This is a genomic window from Paracoccus indicus, assembly GCF_003056335.1.
Classification (GTDB): Bacteria; Pseudomonadota; Alphaproteobacteria; order Rhodobacterales; family Rhodobacteraceae; genus Paracoccus; species Paracoccus indicus.
In genome coordinates, this window is the sequence record NZ_PYWA01000001.1 from 1 (window position 1) to 23,066 (window position 23,066).

The 23,066-nt window shown below is 64.6% G+C and carries 27 protein-coding genes; 15 read left to right on the plus strand and 12 right to left on the minus strand.

The genetic code is table 11. The features are described 5' to 3' along the window. The coding region (locus DDE75_RS00005; RefSeq protein WP_240758241.1) for a GTP-binding protein at positions 1 to 126 on the minus strand (126 nt) is incomplete at its 3' end. Between the two features lie 242 nt (positions 127 to 368). On the opposite strand from DDE75_RS00005, the gene DDE75_RS00010 reads away from it, so the two are divergent. The 4 genes from DDE75_RS00010 (at position 369) to DDE75_RS00025 (ending at position 3,330) form a co-directional block, all read left to right on the plus strand. Next, positions 369 to 1,187 carry a tellurite resistance TerB family protein gene (locus tag DDE75_RS00010; RefSeq protein WP_108500356.1) on the plus strand — a complete coding sequence of 273 codons (819 nt, stop codon included), beginning with the start codon at positions 369 to 371 and terminating at the stop codon, positions 1,185 to 1,187. A 132-nt stretch (positions 1,188 to 1,319) separates the two neighbouring features. Beyond that, positions 1,320 to 1,769 carry a c-type cytochrome gene (locus DDE75_RS00015; protein WP_108500357.1) on the plus strand — a complete coding sequence of 150 codons (450 nt, stop codon included), beginning with the start codon at positions 1,320 to 1,322 and terminating at the stop codon, positions 1,767 to 1,769. After that, positions 1,769 to 2,353, plus strand: a complete 585-nt coding sequence (locus DDE75_RS00020) for a cytochrome b/b6 domain-containing protein (protein ID WP_108500358.1) — start codon at positions 1,769 to 1,771, stop codon at positions 2,351 to 2,353. The genes DDE75_RS00015 and DDE75_RS00020 overlap by 1 nt, the downstream gene beginning before the upstream one ends. A gap of 68 nt (positions 2,354 to 2,421) precedes the next feature. Then, entirely contained in the window at positions 2,422 to 3,330 is a 909-nt protein-coding gene (locus DDE75_RS00025) for an SDR family oxidoreductase (protein ID WP_108500359.1), read from the plus strand. A 36-nt stretch (positions 3,331 to 3,366) separates the two neighbouring features. Here DDE75_RS00025 and parC read toward each other — a convergent pair whose 3' ends face one another. Next, on the minus strand, positions 3,367 to 5,610 hold the full coding sequence (gene parC / locus DDE75_RS00030) for a DNA topoisomerase IV subunit A (protein WP_108500848.1): 2,244 nt from the start codon (positions 5,608 to 5,610) through the stop codon (positions 3,367 to 3,369). Positions 5,611 to 5,727: 117 nt separating this feature from the next. Here parC and DDE75_RS00035 point away from each other — a divergent pair, with 117 nt between their 5' ends. The 9 genes from DDE75_RS00035 to betC all read left to right on the plus strand — a co-directional run bounded on the left by DDE75_RS00035 (position 5,728) and on the right by betC (position 13,177). Further along, positions 5,728 to 6,240: an SH3 domain-containing protein gene (locus tag DDE75_RS00035; RefSeq protein ID WP_108500360.1), complete on the plus strand. Its 513-nt coding sequence runs from the start codon at positions 5,728 to 5,730 to the stop codon at positions 6,238 to 6,240. Beyond that, positions 6,237 to 7,061 (plus strand): SDR family NAD(P)-dependent oxidoreductase, encoded by an 825-nt coding sequence (locus DDE75_RS00040; RefSeq protein ID WP_108500361.1) that lies wholly within the window; start codon positions 6,237 to 6,239, stop codon positions 7,059 to 7,061. The genes DDE75_RS00035 and DDE75_RS00040 overlap by 4 nt, the downstream gene beginning before the upstream one ends. Before the next feature lie 24 nt (positions 7,062 to 7,085). Further along, positions 7,086 to 7,283 (plus strand): twin transmembrane helix small protein, encoded by a 198-nt coding sequence (locus DDE75_RS00045; RefSeq protein ID WP_072296372.1) that lies wholly within the window; start codon positions 7,086 to 7,088, stop codon positions 7,281 to 7,283. Between the two features lie 3 nt (positions 7,284 to 7,286). After that, on the plus strand, positions 7,287 to 7,859 hold the full coding sequence (locus DDE75_RS00050) for a cob(I)yrinic acid a,c-diamide adenosyltransferase (protein ID WP_108500362.1): 573 nt from the start codon (positions 7,287 to 7,289) through the stop codon (positions 7,857 to 7,859). A 135-nt stretch (positions 7,860 to 7,994) separates the two neighbouring features. After that, complete coding sequence (locus DDE75_RS00055) at positions 7,995 to 8,753, plus strand: electron transfer flavoprotein subunit beta/FixA family protein (RefSeq protein ID WP_108500363.1); 759 nt, start codon at positions 7,995 to 7,997, stop codon at positions 8,751 to 8,753. Continuing rightward, on the plus strand, positions 8,753 to 9,679 hold the full coding sequence (locus tag DDE75_RS00060; RefSeq protein WP_108500849.1) for an electron transfer flavoprotein subunit alpha/FixB family protein: 927 nt from the start codon (positions 8,753 to 8,755) through the stop codon (positions 9,677 to 9,679). The genes DDE75_RS00055 and DDE75_RS00060 overlap by 1 nt, the downstream gene beginning before the upstream one ends. A 118-nt stretch (positions 9,680 to 9,797) precedes the next feature. After that, on the plus strand, positions 9,798 to 10,673 hold the full coding sequence (locus tag DDE75_RS00065) for a 3-hydroxybutyryl-CoA dehydrogenase (protein ID WP_108500364.1): 876 nt from the start codon (positions 9,798 to 9,800) through the stop codon (positions 10,671 to 10,673). 72 nt (positions 10,674 to 10,745) lie between these two features. Beyond that, a complete protein-coding gene (choX, locus tag DDE75_RS00070; RefSeq protein ID WP_108500365.1) occupies positions 10,746 to 11,681 on the plus strand; it encodes a choline ABC transporter substrate-binding protein in 936 nt (311 codons plus the stop codon). After that, positions 11,681 to 13,177, plus strand: a complete 1,497-nt coding sequence (gene betC, locus DDE75_RS00075; protein ID WP_108500366.1) for a choline-sulfatase — start codon at positions 11,681 to 11,683, stop codon at positions 13,175 to 13,177. Before choX ends, betC begins: the two co-directional genes overlap by 1 nt. 40 nt (positions 13,178 to 13,217) lie before the next feature. Here betC and DDE75_RS00080 read toward each other — a convergent pair whose 3' ends face one another. From DDE75_RS00080 to DDE75_RS00105, 6 genes are all read right to left on the minus strand, one after another. Beyond that, entirely contained in the window at positions 13,218 to 13,628 is a 411-nt protein-coding gene (locus DDE75_RS00080; RefSeq protein ID WP_108500367.1) for a DUF2852 domain-containing protein, read from the minus strand. 85 nt (positions 13,629 to 13,713) lie between these two features. Then, positions 13,714 to 14,328 carry a TetR/AcrR family transcriptional regulator gene (locus DDE75_RS00085; RefSeq protein ID WP_108500368.1) on the minus strand — a complete coding sequence of 205 codons (615 nt, stop codon included), beginning with the start codon at positions 14,326 to 14,328 and terminating at the stop codon, positions 13,714 to 13,716. Then, the gene (locus tag DDE75_RS00090) at positions 14,328 to 14,606 is read right to left on the minus strand and encodes an HPr family phosphocarrier protein (RefSeq protein WP_108500369.1); all 279 of its coding nucleotides are present in this window, start codon (positions 14,604 to 14,606) and stop codon (positions 14,328 to 14,330) included. Before DDE75_RS00090 ends, DDE75_RS00085 begins: the two co-directional genes overlap by 1 nt. Beyond that, positions 14,603 to 15,025: a PTS sugar transporter subunit IIA gene (locus DDE75_RS00095; protein ID WP_108500370.1), complete on the minus strand. Its 423-nt coding sequence runs from the start codon at positions 15,023 to 15,025 to the stop codon at positions 14,603 to 14,605. The genes DDE75_RS00090 and DDE75_RS00095 overlap by 4 nt, the downstream gene beginning before the upstream one ends. 31 nt (positions 15,026 to 15,056) lie before the next feature. Next, positions 15,057 to 16,022, minus strand: coding sequence for an RNase adapter RapZ (gene rapZ / locus DDE75_RS00100; RefSeq protein WP_108500371.1), 966 nt, complete (start codon positions 16,020 to 16,022; stop codon positions 15,057 to 15,059). Positions 16,023 to 16,052: 30 nt separating this feature from the next. Continuing rightward, complete coding sequence (locus DDE75_RS00105; protein ID WP_245894563.1) at positions 16,053 to 16,646, minus strand: HPr kinase/phosphorylase; 594 nt, start codon at positions 16,644 to 16,646, stop codon at positions 16,053 to 16,055. A gap of 20 nt (positions 16,647 to 16,666) precedes the next feature. Between DDE75_RS00105 and DDE75_RS00110 the strand changes: the two genes are divergently transcribed. Next, positions 16,667 to 18,262 carry a phosphoenolpyruvate carboxykinase gene (locus tag DDE75_RS00110; protein ID WP_108500850.1) on the plus strand — a complete coding sequence of 532 codons (1,596 nt, stop codon included), beginning with the start codon at positions 16,667 to 16,669 and terminating at the stop codon, positions 18,260 to 18,262. 120 nt (positions 18,263 to 18,382) lie between these two features. Here DDE75_RS00110 and argF read toward each other — a convergent pair whose 3' ends face one another. The 3 genes from argF to DDE75_RS00125 all read right to left on the minus strand — a co-directional run bounded on the left by argF (position 18,383) and on the right by DDE75_RS00125 (position 21,597). Then, positions 18,383 to 19,309 (minus strand): ornithine carbamoyltransferase, encoded by a 927-nt coding sequence (gene argF, locus DDE75_RS00115; protein WP_108500373.1) that lies wholly within the window; start codon positions 19,307 to 19,309, stop codon positions 18,383 to 18,385. A gap of 132 nt (positions 19,310 to 19,441) precedes the next feature. Further along, positions 19,442 to 20,614, minus strand: coding sequence for an aspartate aminotransferase family protein (locus DDE75_RS00120; RefSeq protein WP_108500374.1), 1,173 nt, complete (start codon positions 20,612 to 20,614; stop codon positions 19,442 to 19,444). A 164-nt stretch (positions 20,615 to 20,778) separates the two neighbouring features. Beyond that, positions 20,779 to 21,597, minus strand: a complete 819-nt coding sequence (locus tag DDE75_RS00125) for an ABC transporter permease (RefSeq protein WP_245894564.1) — start codon at positions 21,595 to 21,597, stop codon at positions 20,779 to 20,781. Positions 21,598 to 21,714: 117 nt separating this feature from the next. On the opposite strand from DDE75_RS00125, the gene DDE75_RS00130 reads away from it, so the two are divergent. After that, complete coding sequence (locus DDE75_RS00130; RefSeq protein WP_108500375.1) at positions 21,715 to 22,344, plus strand: GcrA family cell cycle regulator; 630 nt, start codon at positions 21,715 to 21,717, stop codon at positions 22,342 to 22,344. Between the two features lie 43 nt (positions 22,345 to 22,387). Here the strand turns inward: DDE75_RS00130 and DDE75_RS00135 are convergent, their stop codons facing one another. Further along, positions 22,388 to 23,032 carry a hypothetical protein gene (locus DDE75_RS00135; protein ID WP_108500376.1) on the minus strand — a complete coding sequence of 215 codons (645 nt, stop codon included), beginning with the start codon at positions 23,030 to 23,032 and terminating at the stop codon, positions 22,388 to 22,390. Between the last annotated feature and the right edge of the window lie 34 nt (positions 23,033 to 23,066).

The window sequence follows — 23,066 nt, forward strand, 5'->3', positions numbered from 1 at the left end:
GTAGGCGCGGAAGTCGCCGAAGTACTTCGTGATCGCAGCCGTCAGCGTCGTCTTGCCGTGGTCAACGTGACCGATGGTCCCGATGTTGACGTGCGGTTTGTTCCGTTCAAACTTTGCCTTTGCCATGAGGGCCTCCTGATCCGCGGGGCATGGCTGTTCGGCCCCGAATTTGACGTGCGCAGCGATGTATAAGGCGGCCGGGGGAAAATCAAGGGCCGGAACAGCGATGCTTGACGCGATAAGGCATGCCGAACACAGCAGACACAAGACGTGATCGGACGCGCAAGGATTGTTCGGAACCGCAGGCCCCCCATATCATTGGTCACTGACGCCCGACCGGGCACCTGACAACATGAAGGGGGATTCGCATGAGCCTGATGAGAAGTCTGACGAAGGTCGCTGCCGGCGTGATGCTGGCCAAGGGCATTGGTGCCGTGATGAACAAGGGCCAACAGGGCGGCACGTCCGGCCAGTCGGGATCAACGCAGGGCGGGTTGCTGGGCAGCCTGCTGGGCAACAATACCGGCGGGTCGTCAGCCGGTGGCAGCCTGTCGGAGACCTTGGGACGTGCGCTCGGCGGGCGCTCGGGGCAGGCAGGCGGCGGACTTGGCGGTCTGCTGGACAGCCTTTCCGGCAAATCGGGTGCCTCGGGTGGCGGTCTTGGCGGAATGCTGGGCGGCCTGCTGGGGGGCGCTGCGGCAGGCGGCGCGGCGGGTAGCTTGGCGCAGAAGGGCGCGCAGCCCTCGAACAACGCGACCTTCGGCGAGCTGTTCAACGACTCCATCGCCAATGGAGGCGAGCCGACGACCGCCCCCACTGCCGAACAGAATGCCATTGCTGGCCTGATGCTGCGCGCGATGATCCAGGCGGCCAAATCGGACGGCAAGATCGACGACGCCGAAAAACAGCGCCTTCTGGGCCATGTGGGCGACGATCTGGACGATGACGAACGTCAGTTCATCCGCGACCAGATGGCTGCGCCCGTCGATGCCAAGGGTCTGGCGGCCGATGTTCCCAAGGGCATGGAATCGCAGGTCTACCTGATGTCCCTTCTGGCCATCGATTTCGACAGCGAGGCCGAGGCCCGCTATCTGAACGATCTGGCCGTCGCGATGGGTCTGGACCGCCCGACCGTCAACGGCATCCACGAGGAAGCGGGCGTCATGCCGCTTTACAACCAGGGCTGATGCCCCCTGACCGCTGCCCCGACCACGGGCAGCGGTCTTTCGCATTCGCGTGATGGCCCGCACGCCGGATTGATCCATGGCCGCCCCTCTGCCAAGCTGCCATCACGGATCAGTCATCGACAGGAGCCTTCCATGCGCCAGCCAATCCTTGTTGCAGCCCTCTGCCTTGCCGGCAGTGCAGTCCTTGCGTCGCCTGCCGAAGATGCGCTGGAGGCGCGTCACGGTTACATGAAGATGATCTCGATCGAGATGTCGACGTTGGCCGGGATGGCCAAGGGCGAGGTCGATTACGACGAGGCCGCCGCCAGTGCCGCCGCGGCCAACCTGATGGCCCTTGCTCAATACGACGCCCCCAAGCTGTTCGTCGAGGGCACCTCCTCGGACGATATGGACGGTTCCGATGCCCTCCCCGCAATCTGGGAGGACAAGGAAGATTTCAACGCCAAATTCGCCGCCTTTGCCGATGCCACGGCAGGCATCGACCAGGCCGTGATGGGCGATCAGGGCAATGTCGGCCCGGTCCTGCAGAAGCTGGGCACCACATGCCGCGACTGTCACAAGCCTTACCGCATGGATGACTGATGGCGCCCGCTGAGGCCAAGCGCGTCAAGGTCTGGGACCCGGCGCTGCGTATCTTCCATTGGTTGCTGGCGGGGCTTGTCATCGCGAACTGGCTTCTGGGCAAGTTCGGGCCCCCGGTCATGACGGTGCACTTCTGGATTGGCTACACGATCCTGGGGCTGGTGATCTTCCGCATCCTGTGGGGGATCATCGGCCCCGGCCCTGCCCGCTTTGCCAGCTTCATCCGCGGGCCGCGGGCAACCCTGGCCTATATGCGCCACCTGCCCAAACGCCGCCCCAGTCTGTCGCCCGGCCATAACCCCATGGGCGCGCTATTGGTAGTGGCGATCCTGCTGGTGCTGCTGTGGCAGGTCGGGACAGGGCTGGTGATGGACCCCGACGACTTCATCAATGTCGGCCCGCTGGCCGATCAGGTCAGCCGAGACGTGAACCGATCGGCCGTCGGCTGGCACGATCTGGGGTCGAACCTGATCTTCGCGCTGGTCGTCCTGCATGTGGCGGTCATCCTGTTCTACCGCATCTGGAAGCACGAGGATCTGATCCGGCCGATGATCACCGGCTGGAAGTGGGTTCGCAAAGGTTAAGGCCCCTTACAGGAACCACCTTGGACCGCCATCGTTGGCCTCGTGCAAATCAAGCGCACGAGGTCATCATGTCCGACGATTCCACGAACCCTGTGTTCCGCAGCGGAGCCATCGACAACCCCAGCCTGCCAAAGCCCGATTTTCCCTCGCAGGAACAGCGCTTCCCCGGCCTTGCCCGCGAGATGTCCCCCCTGCCCGACCATGGTGAGACCAGCTATCGCGGCAGCGGGCGCCTGAAAGGCAAGCGCGCCCTGATCACCGGTGGCGACAGCGGCATCGGCGCGGCCGCGGCCATCGCCTTTGCCCGCGAAGGTGCCGATGTCGCCATCACCTATCTGCCCGACGAACAGCCCGATGCCGACCGTGTCGTGGCCACCATCCGCGCCGAGGGCCGCACCGCCGTCGCCATACCCGGCGACCTGCGCGAGGAAGCCTTCTGCAAGGAGATGGTCGAAAGCGCCGCCTCGCAGCTGGGCGGGCTGGACATTCTGGTCAACAACGCCGGTCGTCAGCAATTCTGCAACAACCTCGAGGACCTGACGACCGAGGATTTCGACGCCACGATGAAGACCAACATCTATGCGCCCTTCTGGGTGACCAAGGCAGCTCTGCCGCATATGGGCAAGGGCGGTTCGATCATCGTGACTTCGTCGGTGCAGGCGTTTTCACCCTCGGCGCATCTGTTCGACTATGCGCAATCCAAGGCGGCCAACGTGGCCTTCGCGCAATCGCTGGCCAAGCAGCTGGCCCCGCGCGGCATCCGCGTGAATGCCGTCTGCCCCGGTCCCTATTGGACCGCGCTGCAGATCAGCGGTGGCCAACCGACGGACAAGGCAATGGAACACGGCAAGAGCCAGCCCTTGGGGCGTCCCGGCCAACCGGTCGAGATCGCGCCGATCTATGTGCTGCTGGCCTCGGACGAGGGCAGCTACATTACCGGCGAATACTTCGGATCGGTCGGCGGCGGCGGTCTTTGACGAAAAAGGGCGGGGATCATCCCCGCCCTTTCATCATCATGCGAACCTGTTGTCGCGCGGGAAGCCGCGCGGCGCCATCCGGCCCGTGGATCCGCGCTTGCCCAGCCATTCGGTCAGGTCCGGCTCGGTCCGGGTCTTGCCGCCGGTCATCGGCCAGGACAGCCCCTCGGCCAGCGTCAGGCAGATCGCGTCGCTCAGCATGTCGTCGCGGATCAGCCCGCCACCCTTACCATAGCGTTGCAGCCGGACTCCCTTGCCGCGGGACATCTCGGGCAGTTCGGCCAAGGGGAAGACCAGCATCTTGCGGTTGTCACCGACAACGGCCACGTGATCGCCCCGCACGGGACGGCACAGCAGCGCATCGCCGTTCAACACCTGCTTGCCGGTCTTGGTCTGCGCCAGGATATCGCCGGCATTGACGACGAAGCCGTCGCCCGCCTTCGAGGCGACCAGATATTTCTCACCCTCGCGCCAGGGGAACATGGCGATGATCTCGGCCTCGTTGGGCAGATCGACCATCAGGCGCAGCGGTTCGCCCATGCCGCGTCCACCGGGCAGCGTGCTGGTCGCCAGCGTATAGAAGCGCCCGTTCGAGGCGAAGATCATCAGCTTGTCGGTCGTTTCGGCATGCACCGCCAGGCCCGGACCATCGCCATCCTTGAACTTCAGCTCAGCGTCCAGCGGCTGATGGCCCTTCATGCTGCGGATCCAGCCCATCTTGGACAGGATCACCGTCACCGGCTCACGCTCGATCATGGCTTCCAGATCGATGACGACGGTTTCGCCTGCTTCCTTGATCAGCGTGCGACGCTGGCCTTCGGGGGTGGATTTGCCAAAGAGGTTGCGGACCTCCTTCAGTTCGTCGGAAATCCGCGACCACTGGGCATCCTCGCTGCCCAGCATGGCCTCCAGCCCGGCGCGTTCTTCCAGCAAGGCATCGCGTTCGGCACGCAGTTCGATTTCTTCCAGCTTGCGCAGGGCGCGCAGGCGCATGTTCAGGATCGCCTCGACCTGAACCTCGGACAGGCCGAACTCGGCCATCATCACGGCTTTCGGCTCATCCTCGTGGCGGATGATCTCGATCACGCGATCAAGGTTCAGATAGGCGACCAGATAGCCTTCCAGCACCTCAAGCCGACTGGCGATCTTGTCCAGCCGGAACCTCGTGCGGCGCAGCAGCACCTCGCGGCGGTGGTCCAGAAAGGCGCGCAGGACTTCCTTGAGGCTGCAGACCTTGGGCACGCGCCCGTCGATCAGCACATTCATGTTCAGGTTGAAACGGATTTCCAGATCGCTGGACCGGAACAGGGCGCCCATCAGCTGTTCGGGATCCACGGTGCGGTTCTTGGGTTCCAAGACAATGCGGATGTCCTCGGCCGATTCGTCGCGGATATCGGCCAGGATCGGGATCTTGCGGGTCTGTATCAGTTCGGCCAGACGCTCGATCAGCTTGGACTTCTGGACCTGATAGGGGATCTCGGTGACGACGATCTGCCATTGGCCGCGGCCCAGATCCTCCTGCTCCCACTTGGCGCGGACGCGGAAGGCGCCGCGGCCGTTGCGATAGGTCTCGGCGATGGTCTCGCGGCTTTCGACGATGACGCCGCCGGTGGGGAAATCGGGGCCCTGGATAATGCCGGCCAGCGTGTCGTCGCGGGCCTCGGGCGTCTTGATCAGATGCAGGCAGGCGTCCACGACCTCGTGCAGGTTGTGGGGGGGCACATTGGTCGCCATGCCGACCGCGATGCCGGACGATCCATTGGCCAGCAGGTTCGGGAATGCCGCGGGCAGCACGACCGGTTCATTCAGCGTGCCGTCATAGTTCGGGCGGAAATCGACCGAATCCTCGGCCAGCCCAGCCAGCAGCGATTCCGAGGCCTGCGCCAGACGCGCCTCGGTGTATCGGGCGGCGGCGGGGTTGTCGCCGTCGATGTTGCCGAAGTTGCCCTGACCGTCGACCAGCGGATAGCGCATGGCGAAATCCTGCGCCAGGCGCGCCATCGCGTCATAGATCGCCGCATCGCCATGCGGGTGATAGTTGCCCATCACGTCGCCGGTGATCTTGGCCGATTTGCGGAAGGCGCCGTTGGGTGACAGGCGCAATTCGCGCATCGCGTAAAGGATGCGGCGATGCACCGGCTTCAGCCCGTCGCGGGCGTCGGGAAGGGCACGATGCATGATCGTGGACAGCGCATAGGTCAGATACCGTTCACCGATCGCGCGGCTTAGCGGTTCTGTCTGGAAACCCTTGTCGGGTGCGGGAAGTTGATCATCGGACATGGGCATTGGATAGGCCGCGCGGCGATGACGGTCCAGACGGAAATGAACGGGCCGCGGTTGGCGTCTGCCACGGCTTTCGGTTAACCTGCGGGACGACGCGAAGCGAAGGGCTGCGATATGATCCGACTTGGACTGCTGATGCTGGCGACGCTGCTGGGACTGTTCCTGGTGCTGCAGAGCCTCGGGTCGGAAAACCTTCGCGCCGAGCGCAGGCCCGAACCCGCCCCTGCCGCCAGTGCGGCGCAGGATGCGGGGGGCGCACCCCTGACCGACAGCCCGCCCGAGGACAGCCAGCCGACCGCCCCCGTGGTCCAAGCCGAGGCGCAGACCCCGGAGAAGACGATCGACTATCCCGGCCCCGAGCTTGAACCCTCGCCGGAATATGCCGGGCAGACCCCCGACGAACCGGTGGTCGAACTGGGCGAGGACGGCCAGATCATGTATGTCACGGCATCGCGCCTGAACATGCGGTCGGGACCGGGGACGCAGAACAGCGTGCTGGACAGCCTGACGCGCGGCACCAGGGTCGAGGCGCTTGGTCCGCCCGAGGGCGATTGGGTGCAGATCCGCACCGCACAGGGGGTCGTCGGCTATACCTCGGGCGAATTCCTCTCGGCCGAGGCGCCATGAGCGCCGGACGCGTCCTGATCACCGGCTGTTCCTCGGGGATCGGCCTTGATGCCGCCCGTCGCCTGCAGGCCGAGGGCTGGTCCGTGGTCGCCACCTGCCGCAAGCCTGACGACATCGCCGCCCGTCAGGCCGAGGGGATGGAGTGTCTGCATCTGGACCTGTCCGACGAAGACAGCGTCACCACCTGCGTGATGCAGGCCTTGGCGGGTGGTCCCGTCGATGCGCTGGTCAACAACGCCGCCTTCGCTCTGCCCGGCGCGGTCGAGGATATGCCTCGCGGTGCCATGCGTGCCATCATGGAAACCAACCTGCTTGGGACCCACGACCTGACCACGCGGCTGATCCCGCATTTCCGCCAGCGCGGCGCGGGGCGGATCGTGACAATTAGTTCTGTCTTGGGGCTGGTGGGCATTCCTTGGCGCGGGCCCTATGTCGCCAGTAAGTTCGCGCTGGAGGGGCTGACGGACGTGCTGCGGCTGGAAATGCACGGCACCCCCGTCAGGGTCGTCCTGATCGAGCCCGGCCCCATCACCAGCCGCATCCGCGAAAACGCCATCCCGCATTTCGAACGATGGGTGAACTGGCAGGACAGCCCGCGCGCCGACCAGTATCGCGCCAGCCTGCTGAAGCGGCTATACGAACCCTCGGGCAAGGATCGGTTCGAGCTGCCCCCCTCTGCCGTCAGCGACCGCATCCTGACGGCGCTGACCGCCCCGAACCCCAAGGCGCGCTACTATGTCACGGCTCCGACGCGGATTTCGGCGGTCGGGCGGCGGGTTCTGCCCGGACGTGCTCTGGACTGGTTTGCGCGCCGCAGCTAGGGTCGGCGCGAAAGGTGGTGCGCCATGGAAGACAAAAGCCTGATGATCGTATCCCTGCTGGCGATCGGTGTGGTCGTGGCCATCCTGATGACCGGCATCGGCGGCTTTGCCCGCGGCGGGGATTTCAACAAGAAACACGCGAACAAGGTGATGCGCTGGCGGATCTATGCGCAGGCAGCGGCCATCGTCATCATGCTGGCATTCGTCTGGTGGAGGGCCTGATCGATGGTCGTGCTGAACAAGATCTATACCCGCACTGGCGACAAGGGCGACACCGCCCTGTCGGATGGCAGCCGCGTCGCCAAGCATGACCCGCGGGTCGAGGCCTATGGCACCGTGGATGAGCTGAACGCCACGCTCGGCCTCTGCCGTCAGCACGCGACGGGCGAATTGGCCGAACGTCTGGCCGTCATCCAGAACGACCTCTTCGATCTGGGGGCCGATCTGTCGCGTCCGAACATGGCCGCCGACGATCAGGCGGGATATCCGGTGCTGCGCATCGTCGATGCCCAGGTCGACAGGCTGGAGGCCGAGATCGACGCGATGAACGCCGATCTGCAGCCGCTGCGCAGCTTCATCCTGCCCGGTGGCAGCGCGCTGGCGGCCCATCTGCACCTGTCGCGCACCGTCGCCCGCCGCGCCGAGCGCCGCGCCACCGAGATGCTGGCGGGGGGCGATGTGAACACCGCCGCCATCCGCTATCTGAACCGCCTGTCGGACTGGCTGTTCGTGGCGGGTCGCGTGGCCAACAACGGCGGTGCCGATGACATCCTCTGGGTGCCCGGAGCCAGCCGTTAGCGCCTGAAATCAATGAGGTTCCGGCGGCATACAGCCGTGAACGCAACGTCTTGTGACGTTTTTGCCCTGTTACTGCCGGTTTCTCATGTCTAACACTTTGCCCAGACAGATGACGCAACAAAGGGAGAGAGGCCGATGAAGGTGCTCGTGCCAGTCAAGCGCGTGATCGACTATAACGTGAAGGCCCGCGTGAAAGCGGACGGATCGGGGGTCGATCTGGCCAACGTGAAGATGTCGATGAACCCATTCGACGAGATTGCCGTCGAAGAGGCCATCCGTCTGAAGGAAAAAGGCGTCGCAACCGAAGTCGTCGCCGTATCGGTGGGCGTCAAGCAATCCGCCGAGACGCTGCGCACCGCGCTGGCGATGGGCGCGGATCGCGCCATCCTGGTCGTGGCGGCCGATGACGTCCATCAGGACATCGAGCCGCTGGCCGTCGCCAAGATCCTGAAGGCCATCATCGACGAGGAACAGCCCAAGCTGGTCGTCGCTGGCAAGCAGGCCATCGACAACGACATGAATGCCACCGGCCAGATGCTGTCGGCCCTGCTGGGCTGGAGCCAGGCGACCTTCGCCAGCAAGCTGGAGATCGAAGGCGAGGCCGCGAAGGTCACCCGCGAAGTCGACGGCGGCCTGCAGACCATCGAGGTCACGCTGCCTGCCATCGTCACCGCAGACCTGCGCCTGAACGAACCGCGCTATGCGTCGCTGCCCAACATCATGAAGGCGAAGAAGAAGCCCCTGGATGAAAAGACCGCCGCCGATTACGGCGTCGATGTCACGCCGCGCCTGACCGTCGTCAGCACACGCGAACCCGAAGGCCGCAAGGCCGGGATCAAGGTCGGCTCGGTCGATGAGCTGGTGTCGAAACTGAAAGAAGCGGGGGTCGTGTGATGGCAGTTCTTCTTCTTGCCGAAGTCACCAATGGTGAACTGAGCCGTGACGCGACCGCCAAGGCCGTCGCCGCCGTCAAACCCCTGGGCGATGTGACGCTGCTGTGTGCAGGGGCATCCGCCCGTGCCGCCGCCGACGAGGCCGCCAAGATCGACGGCGTGGCCAAGGTGCTGGTCGCCGAGGATGCACGTTACGGCCATCGTCTGGCCGAACCGACCGCCGCGCTGATCGTCAGCCTGGCGGGCGATTACAGCCACATCGTCGCGCCCGCGACGACCGATGCCAAGAACGTCATGCCGCGCGTTGCCGCGCTGCTGGACGTGATGGTGCTGTCGGATGTCTCGGCCGTCATCGACGCCGATACCTTCGAGCGTCCGGTCTATGCCGGCAACGCCATCCAGACGGTGAAATCCTCGGATGCGACCAAGGTCATGACCATCCGCACCGCCAGCTTCGATGCGGCTGGCGAAGGCGGATCGGCCGATGTTTCGGACGCGGCACTGGCCGATGATCCGGCGCTGTCGAAATGGGTCTCGGACGAGGTTGCCGAAAGCGACCGCCCCGAGCTGACCTCGGCAGGTCGTGTCGTCTCGGGCGGTCGTGCGCTTGGGTCCAAGGAACAATTCGCCATCATCGAGACGCTGGCCGACAAGCTGGGCGCCGCCGTCGGCGCATCGCGTGCCGCCGTCGATTCGGGCTATGCCCCGAACGACTGGCAGGTGGGTCAGACCGGCAAGGTTGTCGCCCCCGAGCTTTATGTCGCCATCGGCATCTCGGGCGCGATCCAGCACCTTGCGGGCATGAAGGACAGCAAGGTCATCGTCGCGATCAACAAGGACGAAGAGGCTCCGATCTTCCAGGTGGCCGATTACGGCCTGGTCGGCGACCTGTTCCAGATCGTGCCGGAACTGACCGAAAAGCTGTAAGCCGCAAAGCTGCAGCCCGACTGCGGGAAACCGCCCCCGGTGTGACCGGGGGCGGTTTTGCATTGCAGCACCTGCCGCCCCGCCCTATCGTCCGGCCCAAGAAGGATGGGGGTGCGGAATGGCAATTCAGTCGGTTGGCGTGATCGGTGCGGGTCAGATGGGCAACGGCATCGCCCATGTCTTTGCCTTGGCCGGGTTCGACGTGCTGATGAACGACATCAGCCAGGACGCGCTGGACAAGGCCGTATCCCTGATCGACCGCAATCTGGAACGCCAGGTCAGCCGCGAGAAGATCACTGCCGAAGCCAAGGCCGCGGCCATGGGGCGCATCAGCACCACGCTGAAGCTGTCGGATCTGGGCCGCACCGATCTGGTGATCGAGGCCGCGACCGAGCGCGAGACCGTCAAGCAGGCGATCTTCGAGGATCTGGTCCCGCATCTGAAGCCCGACACGATCCTGACCTCGAACACGTCGTCCATCTCGATCACCCGTCTGGCCAGCCGCACGGACCGCCCCGAGAAGTTCATGGGCTTCCACTTCATGAACCCCGTGCCCGTCATGCAGCTGGTCGAACTGATCCGCGGCATCGCCACCGACGAGCCGACCTACAAGGCGCTGCACGAGGTGGTCGAGAAGCTGGGCAAGACATCGGCCACCGCCGAGGATTTCCCCGCCTTCATCGTGAACCGCATCCTGATGCCGATGATCAACGAGGCGGTCTATACGCTTTACGAAGGCGTGGGTTCGGTCAGTTCGATCGACAGCGCCATGAAGCTGGGCACCAACCATCCGATGGGCCCGTTGGAGCTTGCCGATTTCATCGGGCTGGACACCTGCCTTGCCATCATGAACGTGCTTCACGACGGTCTGGCCGACACGAAATATCGCCCCTGCCCGCTTCTGACCAAATACGTCGAGGCGGGCTGGCTGGGTCGCAAGACCGGCCGCGGTTTTTACGACTATCGCGGGGATACGCCGGTTCCGACCCGCTGAGGTCCCCGATCTTTTCCGGTCCTGCTGCGGGATGCAGTCTGTCCCGCGACAGGCAACCCAACAGGAGCGACCATGAGCAGACCCATCACAGCCGCAGTCATCGCGCTGATCGCGATCTCCTCCTCGCCGGCACTCGCCGATGACGCCGGAACCTGCGGCACCGTCCGCCTGTCCGACCCGGGTTGGAGCGACATCTCGGCCACGAACGGCGTCGCCGCCGTCCTGCTGGAGGGCCTGGGCTATACGCCCGACATCGCGACGCTGTCCGTTCCCGTCGGCTACGAGGCGCTGAAAGGCGCGCAGACCGATGTGTTCCTTGGCAACTGGCTGCCCGCCCAGCAGGAATTCCGCGCCGATCTGGATGCCGATGGCAGCGTGACGGAACTGGTCCAGAACCTCGAAGGCGCCAAGTTCACGCTGGCCGTCAATCCCGCCGCCGCCGAACTGGGGGTCAAGGATTTCGCCGATCTGGACGCCCATAAGGACGCCTTCGAGGGCAAGATCTATGGCATCGAACCGGGCGCCCCGGCCAACCTGAACATCCAGTCGATGATTGACGCCGACGAATTCGGTCTGGGCGATTGGGAGCTGGTCGAAAGCGGCGAACAGGCCATGCTGGCGCAGGTCCAGCGCAACAGCGACACGCCCACCGTCTTTTTGGCCTGGGCGCCCCACCCCATGAACGAGGCCATCGACATCACCTATCTGTCGGGCGGCGACGACCGCTTCGGTCCCGATTACGGTGGCGCGACGGTCCACACCCTGGCCCGCAAGGAGTGGGTCGAGTCCTGCCCGAATGCCGCCAAGCTGTTCACCCAGCTGACCTTCGACGTGAAGATGGAAAACGTCCTGATGGGCGCCATCCTGAACGACGGCGAATCCCCCACCGATGCGGCCCGCGACTGGCTGGAAGCCAATCCCGAACAGCTGTCCGTCTGGCTGGAGGATGTGACCACGCTGGATGGTCAGCCCGGCCTGCCCGCACTCAAATCCGAACTGGAGGGCTGATGACCGACAAGCCGAACATCCTGATCCTGATGGCTGACCAACTGTCGGGGGTTCTTTTCCCCGACGGCCCCGCCGACTTCCTGCACACGCCGAACCTGAAGCGTCTGGCCGAGCGGTCCACCCGCTTTGCCAACGCCTATACCGGCAGCCCGCTTTGCGCACCGGGGCGGGCCAGCTTCATGTCGGGGCAGCTGCCAAGCCGCACGCAGGTCTATGACAATGCGGCGGAATTCGCATCCGACATCCCGACCTATGCCCACCATCTGCGCCGTGCGGGCTATCACACCAGCCTGTCGGGCAAGATGCATTTCGTCGGTCCCGACCAGCTGCATGGCTTCGAGGAACGCCTGACCACCGACATCTATCCCGCCGATTTCGGCTGGACGCCAGATTACCGCAAGCCCGGTGAACGGATCGACTGGTGGTATCACAATCTGGGGTCCGTCACCGGCGCGGGCGTGGCCGAGATCAGCAACCAGCTGGAATACGACGATGAGGTCGCCCATCACGCACGCCGCAAGCTCTATGATCTGGCGCGTGGGCATGACGACCGCCCGTGGTGCCTGACGGTCAGCTTCACCCACCCGCACGACCCCTTCGTGGCGCGACGCAAGTATTGGGATCTGTACAACGACGCGCCGGAACTGGCCGCGCCCGTACCGATCCCCTATGAGCAGATGGACAACCACTCGCAGCGCCTGATGGACGCCAGCGACTGGCGTGCGCTGGAAATCACCGAGGATCACATCCGCCGCGCAAGGCAGGGATACTTTGCCAACATCAGCTATGTCGACGACAAGATCGGCGAGATCCTGGACGTGCTGGAGGCGACCCGCCAGGATCCGATCATCCTGTTCCTCTCGGACCACGGCGAGATGCTGGGCGAACGCGGCATGTGGTTCAAGATGAGCTTCTTTGAACAATCCGCCCGCGTGCCGCTGATGATCTCGGCCCCCGACATGCCCGCGGGGCTGGTGGAACAGCCGGTCAGCACCATCGACGTGCTGCCGACGCTGTGCGATCTGGCAGGGCTGCCGATGGATGAGATCGCGCCTTGGACCGATGGCGTATCCCTTGCCAAGGGCGGCACGCGCGAACCCGTGCCGATGGAATATGCCGCCGAGGGAAGCATCACCCCGCTTGTCGCGCTGCGCGACGGACGCTGGAAATACATCGCCTGCATGGCCGATCCGGAAATACTGTTCGATCTGGAGGCCGATCCCGACGAACGGGTGAACCTTGCGGGCGATCCCGAACATGCCGAGACGCTTGGCCATCTGCGCTCGCTGGCGCATCAGCGGTGGGATCTGGAGGCCTATGACGGCCAGGTGCGCCAATCGCAGGCGCGTCGCTGGATCGTCTATGAGGCGTTGCGCAACGGGGCCTATTACCCTTGGGACCACCAGCCGCTTCAGCTGGCGTCCGAACGCTATATGCGCAACCACATGGATCTGAACGTGCTGGAGGAAAACCAGCGCTTCCCGCGCGGGGAATGATCAGGCGGCGGGGCCGGTCATCCCGGCCCCGCTTATCGCGTCAGGCAGCGTCCTTGGGACCGCGGCTGTCCATGAACTGATCGAATTCGGCCTTGTCCTTGGCTTCGCGCAGCTTCTGCAGGAAGTCGACGAATTCGTTGTGCTCATCCTCAAGACGCTTCAGCGTCTGTTCGCGATAGGCGTCGAAGGCGTGATTGCCCGTGCTGGGGGCGGTATAGCGGGTCCGCGCGGTGGCGGTGCGTTTGCTGCATCCGAACATGCGATTGCTCCAGATCATATAGACAAGAAGTGCGAGGCCCACGGGCCAGGCGGCGATGAAGCCAAGGATCATGGCGGCGATCCAGGCGATGCGGCCCTTGCTGTCCAGCCAGTCGCGTCCCCGTGCAAGGAAGTCGCCGAAGCGGGCCTTTGCGGGTTCGGCCGGATAAAGGGCCTGGGTGGCGGTGTTCATTTGTCATCTCTCCTAATGTTAATGTTAATCACATTTACATAGATTGGGGTTGAGCATGGCTTCGTCAAGTATCGGGCGACGAATTTTACTCGGGGATCAGGCCAAGCCCGCGCAGATAGATGATCGCGCCGCTTTCCAGCATCTCGGAGGGGGCGACGGGGCTGCGGCTGCCGGGCTTGCCGCGGGAAAACAGCTCGACCACGCCATGGCTGAGGGCCCAGATGTGGTTGGCGACCATCCGCGCCGGCGGACGCTTGTCGGCGGGCAGACGGGTGGCCAATGCCTCGGCTGCCGAGATCAGCACCCCCTGCGCACGATCCGATGCCGCCGCCAGATCCGGATTTCCCGCGACCGAGATGCCGGATTCGAACATGGCCATGTAATATCCGGGGCGGTCGGCGGCGAAATCCAGATAGGCCTGCCCCGTGCGCAGGAACGCGGTCAGGGCGCGGGGCTTGCCGTCATCAAAGGCTGCGGTCAGCCGGTCGGCGAAATCGACGAAGCCCTGGCGGGCGACCTCTTCCAGCAGGTCGTCGCGGCCCTTGAAGTGGCGATAGGGGGCGGCGGGGGACACGCCGGCAAGACGCGCAGCCTCGGCCAGCGTGAAGGCCTGCGGACCTTTTTCCTGGATCAGGGCCGCAGTGGCATCGACCAGCGCCTGTCGCAGGTTTCCGTGGTGATAGGATTTGCGGTCGGCCACTACATGCCTTCGCCGAAGCAGTCCTTGACCAATGCTTCCAGCGCGTCCGCCAGTTCGACCGCCTGCGGGCCGGTGGTGGTGACGCGGATGTCGCTGCCGCGCGAGGCTGCCAGCATCAGCAGCCCCATGATCGAATCGCCGGAAACCGAATGACCGTCCTTTTCCACCTGCGCCTGCGCATCGAAATTCTCGACCACGTCGACGAACTTGGCGCTGGCCCGCGCATGCAGGCCCTTGACGTTGATGATGGAGAGGTCGCGTTCAATCGGTCCGGTCATCGGGCGTGGGTTCCTGTAGCGATCCCCGCCTCGGGCGGGACGTTATAGGAATTGATGTACTTGCGCCCGGCCTCCTTGGCAAATGCCACGGCATCGGCGACCCGAAGCTTGCGCGACTTTGCCAGTTTGACCAGCATCGGCAGATTGGCACCATAAAGGATGGTGCGATCCTCGACCGCGCAGGCGGGAAGGGCAAGGTTCGCGGGCGATCCTCCGAAAAGATCGGTGACAAGGACGACCCCGTCGCCCAAGTCGACGGCATTGGCCGCCGCCTTGATTTCCGCAGTCTTGGCCGCGCGGTCGTGATCGTCCTCGATCGCGACGGCAACGATGCCAACCTGCGGACCCACGACATGTTCGACCGCCGAGAGATATTCCCGTGCAAGGCCGCCATGCGCTACGATGACAATTCCGATCAACGCGCCCCACCAAGTCCAAAAGCCCGCGTCCTCATGACGCCTGCCTCTGCGTCGGTCGTGCCTCGCCACTGGGCGGAGCATCTCCGGCAGAATGCAGCGCCGCATTGCGACGCTCGAGTTCCCTATGTCTTATTGACACCGGCCAGCCAGCATCCGCAAGCGCCACGGCCATCTTTTCGACCAAAGTGACGGAACGGTGTTGTCCGCCGGTACAGCCGAACCCTACGGCAAGATGGGATTTACCCTCTTGCAGATGTGCGGGCAGCAGGAATTCAACCAAACCGCGGGTTCGTTGAAAAAACTCGTCGAATCGGGCGTCGGCTGTCACATGGTCCTGAACGCGCACGTCGCGACCGTCCAAGGCGCGCAAGGCAGGCTCCCAATGCGGGTTGGCAAGGAAGCGGCAATCGAACATCACGTCGACGCCCCGCGGCACCCCGCGCTTGTAGCTGAAGGAATGCAGCGACACGCTGAGGCTCTTGCCGGGGCGCAGATCGAACCAGCGGGTCAGCTCGGCCTTCAGATCGTGGGGTGACAGCTCGGACGTATCCAGCAGCACGTCGGCCCTTGCACGGATCGGGGCCAGAATGTCGATTTCGGCCAAGACGCCTGCCATGGGTTCGCTGTCGGGCGTCAAGGGATGGCGGCGGCGGGTTTCGTTGAAACGTCGGACCAGCACGTCGGCCGCGCAATCGAGGAAAAGCACCTCGGGCGAATAGCCGGGCATGCGTGTCAGCCGGTCGATCAGCTCGATCACGTTCGAGGATGAGAAGTCGCGGTTGCGCACGTCCAGACCAAGCGCCAGCGGCACGGGCCGCGCAGGACCGTCCAGCAGGCGCGGGATCAGGGACAGGGGCAGGTTGTCGATGGCCTCGAAGCCCAGATCCTCGAGCACATTGATGGCGGTGGACCTGCCCGCGCCGGACGGGCCGGTGACCAGCACCAGTCGTTGCACGCCCTGAGGCGCATCATCGGGGGTCGGATCGTCTTGGGCCATCCGTCTTCCTTCGCATGTCGGGTCGGGCGGCTATGCCAGGCGTCGGCCCAGCATCAACTGCCGCAGCGCAGCGTAAAGATGCGGGCGATACGGTCCCGATACAAGCAAAACCCGGATGCCCAGCCATTCGCGATGTCGCACCTGTGGCAGACGATCCTTTTCCTCCAACCCCAGATCGACCGCTGCATGTACCGGAACCGGAGCGGAGGGCACTGCCGAAAGGATGCCCACGCCCCGCGCCTCGATCTTGCCCAACAGCGGTCGCGGCGCCTGGGCAATCAACTGCCCGGCAGACAGTCGCAGGTCGGTCCTGTCATCGGCTACCAGCTGTGCCCCCACGGCCATCAACTGCAGGGCCAGCGTCGATTTCCCACTGCCCGAGGGACCGATGATGACCAGTCCCCGGCCTTCGAATGCGACACAAGTGGCGTGAATCTGATGCATGCGAATCACCTTAGGGAAAAAATGGCTTCCGTTCCGGTGATGATCCACCTCACAGGGGCCGAAAACCATGCTGATGGCGATAACATTCACAGTTTGCGCTAACCGTTTGCGCTGACTTGTTTCGCGCGAAAACCGCCATGCTATAGCCGATTCCATTGCATAGCACTTGACGGCGAACATTCATGGATCAGGAGCCCCAGATGACAACGCGCGTGAACCCGAACTGCCGGTTGGAAGATCAAGGCATCACCGGGCTGGGCCAGGTCCATTACAACCTTCTGGAACCCGCCCTGATGACCGAGGCTGTCGCCCGCGGCGAAGGCAAACTGGGGCTTGGCGGCACCTTCCTGGTCTCGACAGGCGCGCACACGGGGCGGTCCCCCAAGGATAAATTCGTCGTCCGTACCCCTTCCGTCGAAGACACGATCTGGTGGGAAAACAACGCCCCCATGCAGTCCGACGCCTTTGATCGCCTGCATGCCGACATGTTGGAGCATATGAAGGGCGGCGATTACTTCGTCCAAGACCTGTTCGGTGGCGCCGACCCCGCGCATCGCCTGGATGTCCGCGTCATCACCGAGCTGGCATGGCACGGGCTGTTCATCCGCCACCTGCTGCGCCGCCCCGAGGCGGACGAGCTTGCGACCTTCGCGCCCGAATTCACCATTATCAACTGCCCGGGCTTCAAGGCCGATCCGGCACGCCACGGCTGCCGTTCGGAAACGGTCATCGCGCTGAACTTCGACAAGAAGCTGATCCTGATCGCCAATACCGCCTATGCCGGCGAGAACAAGAAATCGGTCTTCACGCTGCTGAACTACATCCTGCCGGGCAAGGGCATCATGCCCATGCATTGCAGCGCCAACCACGCCCCCGGCGACCCCGAGGACAGCGCCATCTTCTTCGGCCTGTCGGGCACCGGCAAGACGACGCTTTCGGCCGATCCGTCGCGCGTGCTGATCGGTGACGACGAACATGGCTGGTCGGACGATGGCATCTTCAATTTCGAAGGTGGCTGCTACGCCAAGACCATCAACCTGTCGCCCAAGGCCGAGCCCGAGATCTTTGCCACCACCTCGCGCTTCGGCACCGTGATCGAGAACATGGTCAGCGATCCCGACAGCCTTGAACTGGATTTCGAGGACAACTCGATCACCGACAACATGCGCTGTGCCTATCCGCTGGACGCGATCTCGAACGCATCGCCGACCAGCTTGGGTGGCAATCCGAAAAACGTCATCATGCTGACCTGCGACGCCTATGGCGTGCTGCCGCCCATCGCGCGGCTGACACCCGCGCAGGCGATGTATCACTTCCTGTCGGGCTTCACCGCCAAGACGCCGGGAACCGAGGTTGGCGTGGTCGAGCCGATCCCGACCTTCTCGACCTGCTTCGGCGCGCCTTTCATGCCCCGCCGCCCCGAGGTCTATGGCAAGCTGCTGCAGGAAAAGATCGCCCAGCACGGCGCGTCCTGCTGGCTGGTGAACACCGGCTGGACCGGCGGCGCCTTCGGTACCGGGTCGCGCATGCCCATCGCAGCGACGCGCAACCTGCTGTCGGCGGCCTTGGACGGCAGCCTGAACGACGCGGAATTCCGCAAGGATCCAAACTTCGGCTTCGAGGTTCCCGTCAGCGTCCCCGGCGTTAGCGACGTTCTGCTGGACCCGCGCCGCACCTGGGACGATCCCCTGGCCTATGACGCGCAGGCCAACAAGCTGGTGCAGATGTTCTGCGACAACTTTGCGCAATACCTGGACGGCATCGACGAAGAAATCCGCGCTGCTGCCATCGGCTGAGCGTGAAAGACCCGGATCACCGTCACGGTGACCCGGGCCCGAAAATAAGCGGCATTCAAATGAAATGCCCCGACGCGGCATGATCAGGCGCGTCGGGGCATTTGTCCATCATGACGCGTGCTACCGTTGCAGGCAATGGCGCATGATCGCTTTTTGGGCATGCAGCCTGTTTTCCGCTTCGTCGAAGATCACGGAATGGCGGCCGTCCATCACCTCGCTGGTGGCCTCGTCGTCGCGATGGGCGGGCAGGCAATGCATGAACAGCGCATCCTCGCGCGCCTTGGCCATCAGGTCGGCGTTCACCTGATATCCGCGCAGCTGGTTGTGGCGGCGTTCCTTGGCCGATTGCGGGTCGTGCATGCTGACCCAGGTGTCGGTCACGACCAGATCGGCGCCGACGACGGCCTTGTTGGGATCACGCTCGATCGTGATCGGATGCCCCTTCGAGGCCGCGTAATCCAGCCATTCGCGTTCCGGGTCCAGCGGCGGCGGCCCGGTGAAGGTCAGATCGAAGCCGAACTGCCCGGCGGCATGGGCGAAGCTGGCGAAGACATTGTTGCCGTCACCCGACCAGACCACCTTCTTGCCCGCGATGGGGCCGCGATGTTCCTCGAAGGTCATGATGTCGGCCATGATCTGGCAGGGGTGGGTGCGGTTCGTCAGTCCGTTGATGACCGGCACGGTGGCATGTTCGGCCATCTCCAGCAGGGTCGCCTCTTCGAAGGTGCGGATCATGATCAGATCGACATAGCGCGACAGCACGCGGGCCGTGTCCGCGATGGTCTCGCCGTGGCCCAGCTGCATTTCCGATCCCGACAGGATCATCGTCTGCCCGCCCATCTGGCGCACGCCCACATCGAAGCTGACGCGCGTCCGGGTCGAGGGCTTTTCGAAGATCAAGGCCACCATGTGTCCGGCCAGCGGCTGGTCCTGGTCGGGCGTTCCTTTCGGAAGACCGCTGCGGGCCTGCTTCATCGCCTTGGCGTTGTCGATGATGGTCCGCAGATCATCGCGGTCGGTCGTGTGGATATCCAGGAAATGGGTCATCTGTCTGTCTTTCGGCGATTTTCGCAAGCAAGCCCGCTTGAGGCCCCGGGGTCAAGAGGTGCCTGCCCCCGGGGAAAGGTTTCACGACACGGATGCCCTCATCGGAGGCGGCGATGCGACGGGCCGCCCATCTCAGGCCGCCAGGGCGCTGGCGGCGCGGTCCAGACGGGCCACGGCCTCGGCGATATCCTCATCCGTGATGTTCAGTGGCGGCAGCAGGCGCAGCGTGTTGTCGGCGGCGGGCACGGTCAGGATCTGCTGGTCATAGCCCGCCTTGACCAGATCGACCGGCGCGATCTTGCATTTCAGACCCAGCATCAGCCCCTGCCCGCGCACGGCCTCGAAGACATCCGGATGGGCGGCGATCAGCCCCTCCAGCTTTTGGCGGAACAGACCGCCCTTGCGGTTCACCTCCGACAGGAACTGCGGGTCGGCGACGATCTGCATCACCCGGTTGCCCACCGCGCAGGCCAGGGGGTTGCCGCCATAGGTCGATCCGTGGCTGCCCGCCGCCATGCCCGAGGCGGCCTCTTCGGTGGCCAGCACGGCCCCCAGGGGGAAACCGCCGCCGATGCCCTTGGCAACCATCATCACGTCAGGGGTGATGCCTGCATATTCATGCGCGAACAGACGCCCGGTCCGGCCAACGCCGCATTGCACCTCGTCCAGAACCAGCAGGGCGCCGATTTCGTCGCACAGCTCACGGATGGTACGCAGGTCTTCATCGGGGATGGGGCGGATGCCGCCCTCGCCCTGCACGGGTTCCAGCATGACGGCTGCAGTGCGGTCGGTGATGGCGGCCTTCAAAGCCTCCAGATCGCCCCAGGGCAGCGTGCGGAAGCCGGGCATCAGCGGGCCGAAGCCCTTGACCATCTTTTCCGCCCCCGATGCCGCGATGGCCCCGGTCGAGCGTCCGTGGAAGGCGCCTTCGAAGGTGATGATCTCAATCCGCTCGGGGTCGCCTGCGTGGTCCCAGTATTTGCGGACCATCTTGATGGCCAGCTCGGCGGCCTCGGTGCCGGAATTGGTGAAGAAGACGGTATCGGCGAAGGTGTTTTCCACCAGCGCAGTCGCCAGCTGTTCCTGCTGGGGTATCTGGTACAGGTTCGAGACATGCCAGATCCGGCCCGCCTGTTCGGTCAGCGCCGCCACCAGGTCGGGGTTGGCATGGCCCAGCACGTTCACGGCAATCCCCGCGCCCAGATCCAGGTATCGCGTCCCGTCGGCGGTGAAGGCCCAAGCTCCCTCGCCGCGTTCAAAGGACAGGGGTGCGCGATTATAGGTCGGCAGGACATGCGAAATCATGGAAATGCTCCGGCAGCGGGATCAGGGGAGGCGTTCAGGCAAACGGGGGCGGGACACGGCCCGCGGGGGCTGCGTCAGCGTCGGTTGATGCGGGCACGTCGTTTGCTCATGCCCGGAAAGATGCGCAGGATGGCCCCGCGACGCAAGCGCTATTTGCGCGCCCGTCACGGTTTCATGCGATAGCCGGTCTTGAGCCAGCGCCACGCGATATACAGGACGACCGCAGCCACTGCCGTGCAGATCAGGGCGCCGCGCAGGGGCGGTGCGTCGCTGACCCCCGTGACGCCATAGCGTGCGCCGTCAATCAGGTAGAAGATCGGGTTCCAATGCGACAGCGTGTTGAAGGGCTGCGGCAGGGTCTGCACCGAATAGAACGTCCCCGACAGGAAACTGAGCGGCGTGATGATGAAATTCGTGATTGCCGCCATCTGATCGAATTTCTGCGCCATGATCCCGGCCAGGATGCCAAGCCCGCCCAGCAGCACCGCCGCCAGCAGCACGAAGCACAGCGCCCACAGCGGATGGCTGATGCCGCGCTGCGTCACCAGCATCATGCCGGTGCCGATCACGGTTGCGACAAGTCCCGCCCGCACGACCGACCCCGACAGGTATCCCGCCAACAGTTCCCCCGCCGACAGGGGCGGCATCAGCGTGTCGACGATATTGCCTTGGACCTTGGCGGCGGTGATGCTGCTGGAGGTATTGGCAAAGCTGTTCTGGATGACCGTCATCATCAGGATGCCCGGTCCCAGGAAGACGAGGTAGGGCAGGCCCATGATCTGACCGCGTCCCTGCCCCAGGGCCAGCGCGAAGACCACCACGAACAGCCCCGCCGTCATCAGCGGCGCAAAGATGGTCTGCTGCCAGACGGCCATGAAGCGCATCACCTCGCGCGTGGCCAGGGTTCGCAGGCCAAGCCAGTTCACGCGGCCAAAACGGCGGACACCCATCGCGGGGCGGTCGGGGATCATTTGCGGGGTCATCATGCGGTCCTTGAATTTCTGCGCACCGACAGCTAAATCTCGGCATCCCGTTTCTGACGGGACCAATCGCAGGTTACAAGATGGGGCGGCAGGTCAGACCCGCCCGGAAAGGCAGCCATGTCCTGGACGGATGAACGTGTCGAGACGCTGAAGCGCATGTGGTCCGAGGGCCAGTCGGCCAGTGCCATCGCAAAGGAACTGGGGGGCGTCACCCGGAACGCCGTGATCGGCAAGGTGCACCGCCTTGGCCTGTCCAACCGCAACGAGGAGGCAGAGGCCACCCCTGCCCCCGCAGCGGCAGCCCCCGCACCCGAACCCGCGGCGCCCAAGAAACCCGCAGCCCCCAAGGCCGCGGCCCCCGCGCCCCAGCCCGCGGCCCCGGCACCCAAACCTGCCGCCCAGCCAGAGCCTGAGCCCGAGGAAGACGAGGAAGCCGCGCCGCAGCCGGTCTTCACCCCGGTGCCGCGCCGCCCGATCGTGCCCGCAGGCCAGCCCCTGCCGCCGCAGCCCTCGGCGAATGAGATCAGCCCCGAAGCGCTGGCCTCGGTTCGCGAAGTTGAAAAGCGCGCCCGCAAGCTGTCGCTGATGGAATTGACCGAGCGGACCTGCAAATGGCCCATCGGCGATCCGGCGACCGACAAGTTCTGGTTCTGCGGCCTGCCCAGCCAAGCGGGCAAACCCTATTGCGAGGCCCATGTCGGCGTCGCCTTCCAACCCATGAGCTCGCGTCGCGACCGTCGTCGCTGAGGCATGTCGGAAATGATGAAAGCCGCCCCTCGGGGCGGCTTTTTCACGCGCGGTGCCGGTTGTTGCCGATCAGGATGACCGCCTGCAGGATCAGGATCGCGGCGATCAGCTCCAGCGCCTCTTCGCTGCGGCCGGCGACCTTGTTGGTCCAATCGGCCAGCTCGATCCCCCAAGGGGCCAGCTTGCGACCCAGCCCGTCCAGCGACTTGGCGACCGCGTGCAGCGCAAGGATCAGCGCGATGGTCCACGCAAGCATCTGTCCGGCCCGCAGCCCGCGCAGCCACGGCACCAGATCGCGGCGCAGCAGCCGGATACCCGCGGTGATCAGCACCGCCAGCACCAGCAAGCCGACGACCTTCTGCACCAGCGGCGCTTCCCCCGAATAGAGGCGCAGCGACAGCACGCCGCTGTCGGTGAAAGCCTTGTCCCAGTCCAGCTCGCGCAGTCCGGCGGCCGCGACCAACACCACCTGATGCCAGCGCGAGGAACCGGGCAGCACCGCCAGAAGCAATGCCGAAAGGATCAGGTAGGCCGCCGAGAGACGCTCGATCGGGCCGCTTTCGGCAAAGACCTCCTTGGGGGTGTGGGACAGGACCAGTCCGGCCATCAGGACCACCAGCGTGATCATGCAGGTGGCGGCCAGGGTCAGACGCGGGTCGGGGAATCGAAAGGGGGTGCTATGCGCCAAGGGAACTCTGTGACAGTTGTGTGAAAGCTTGCGC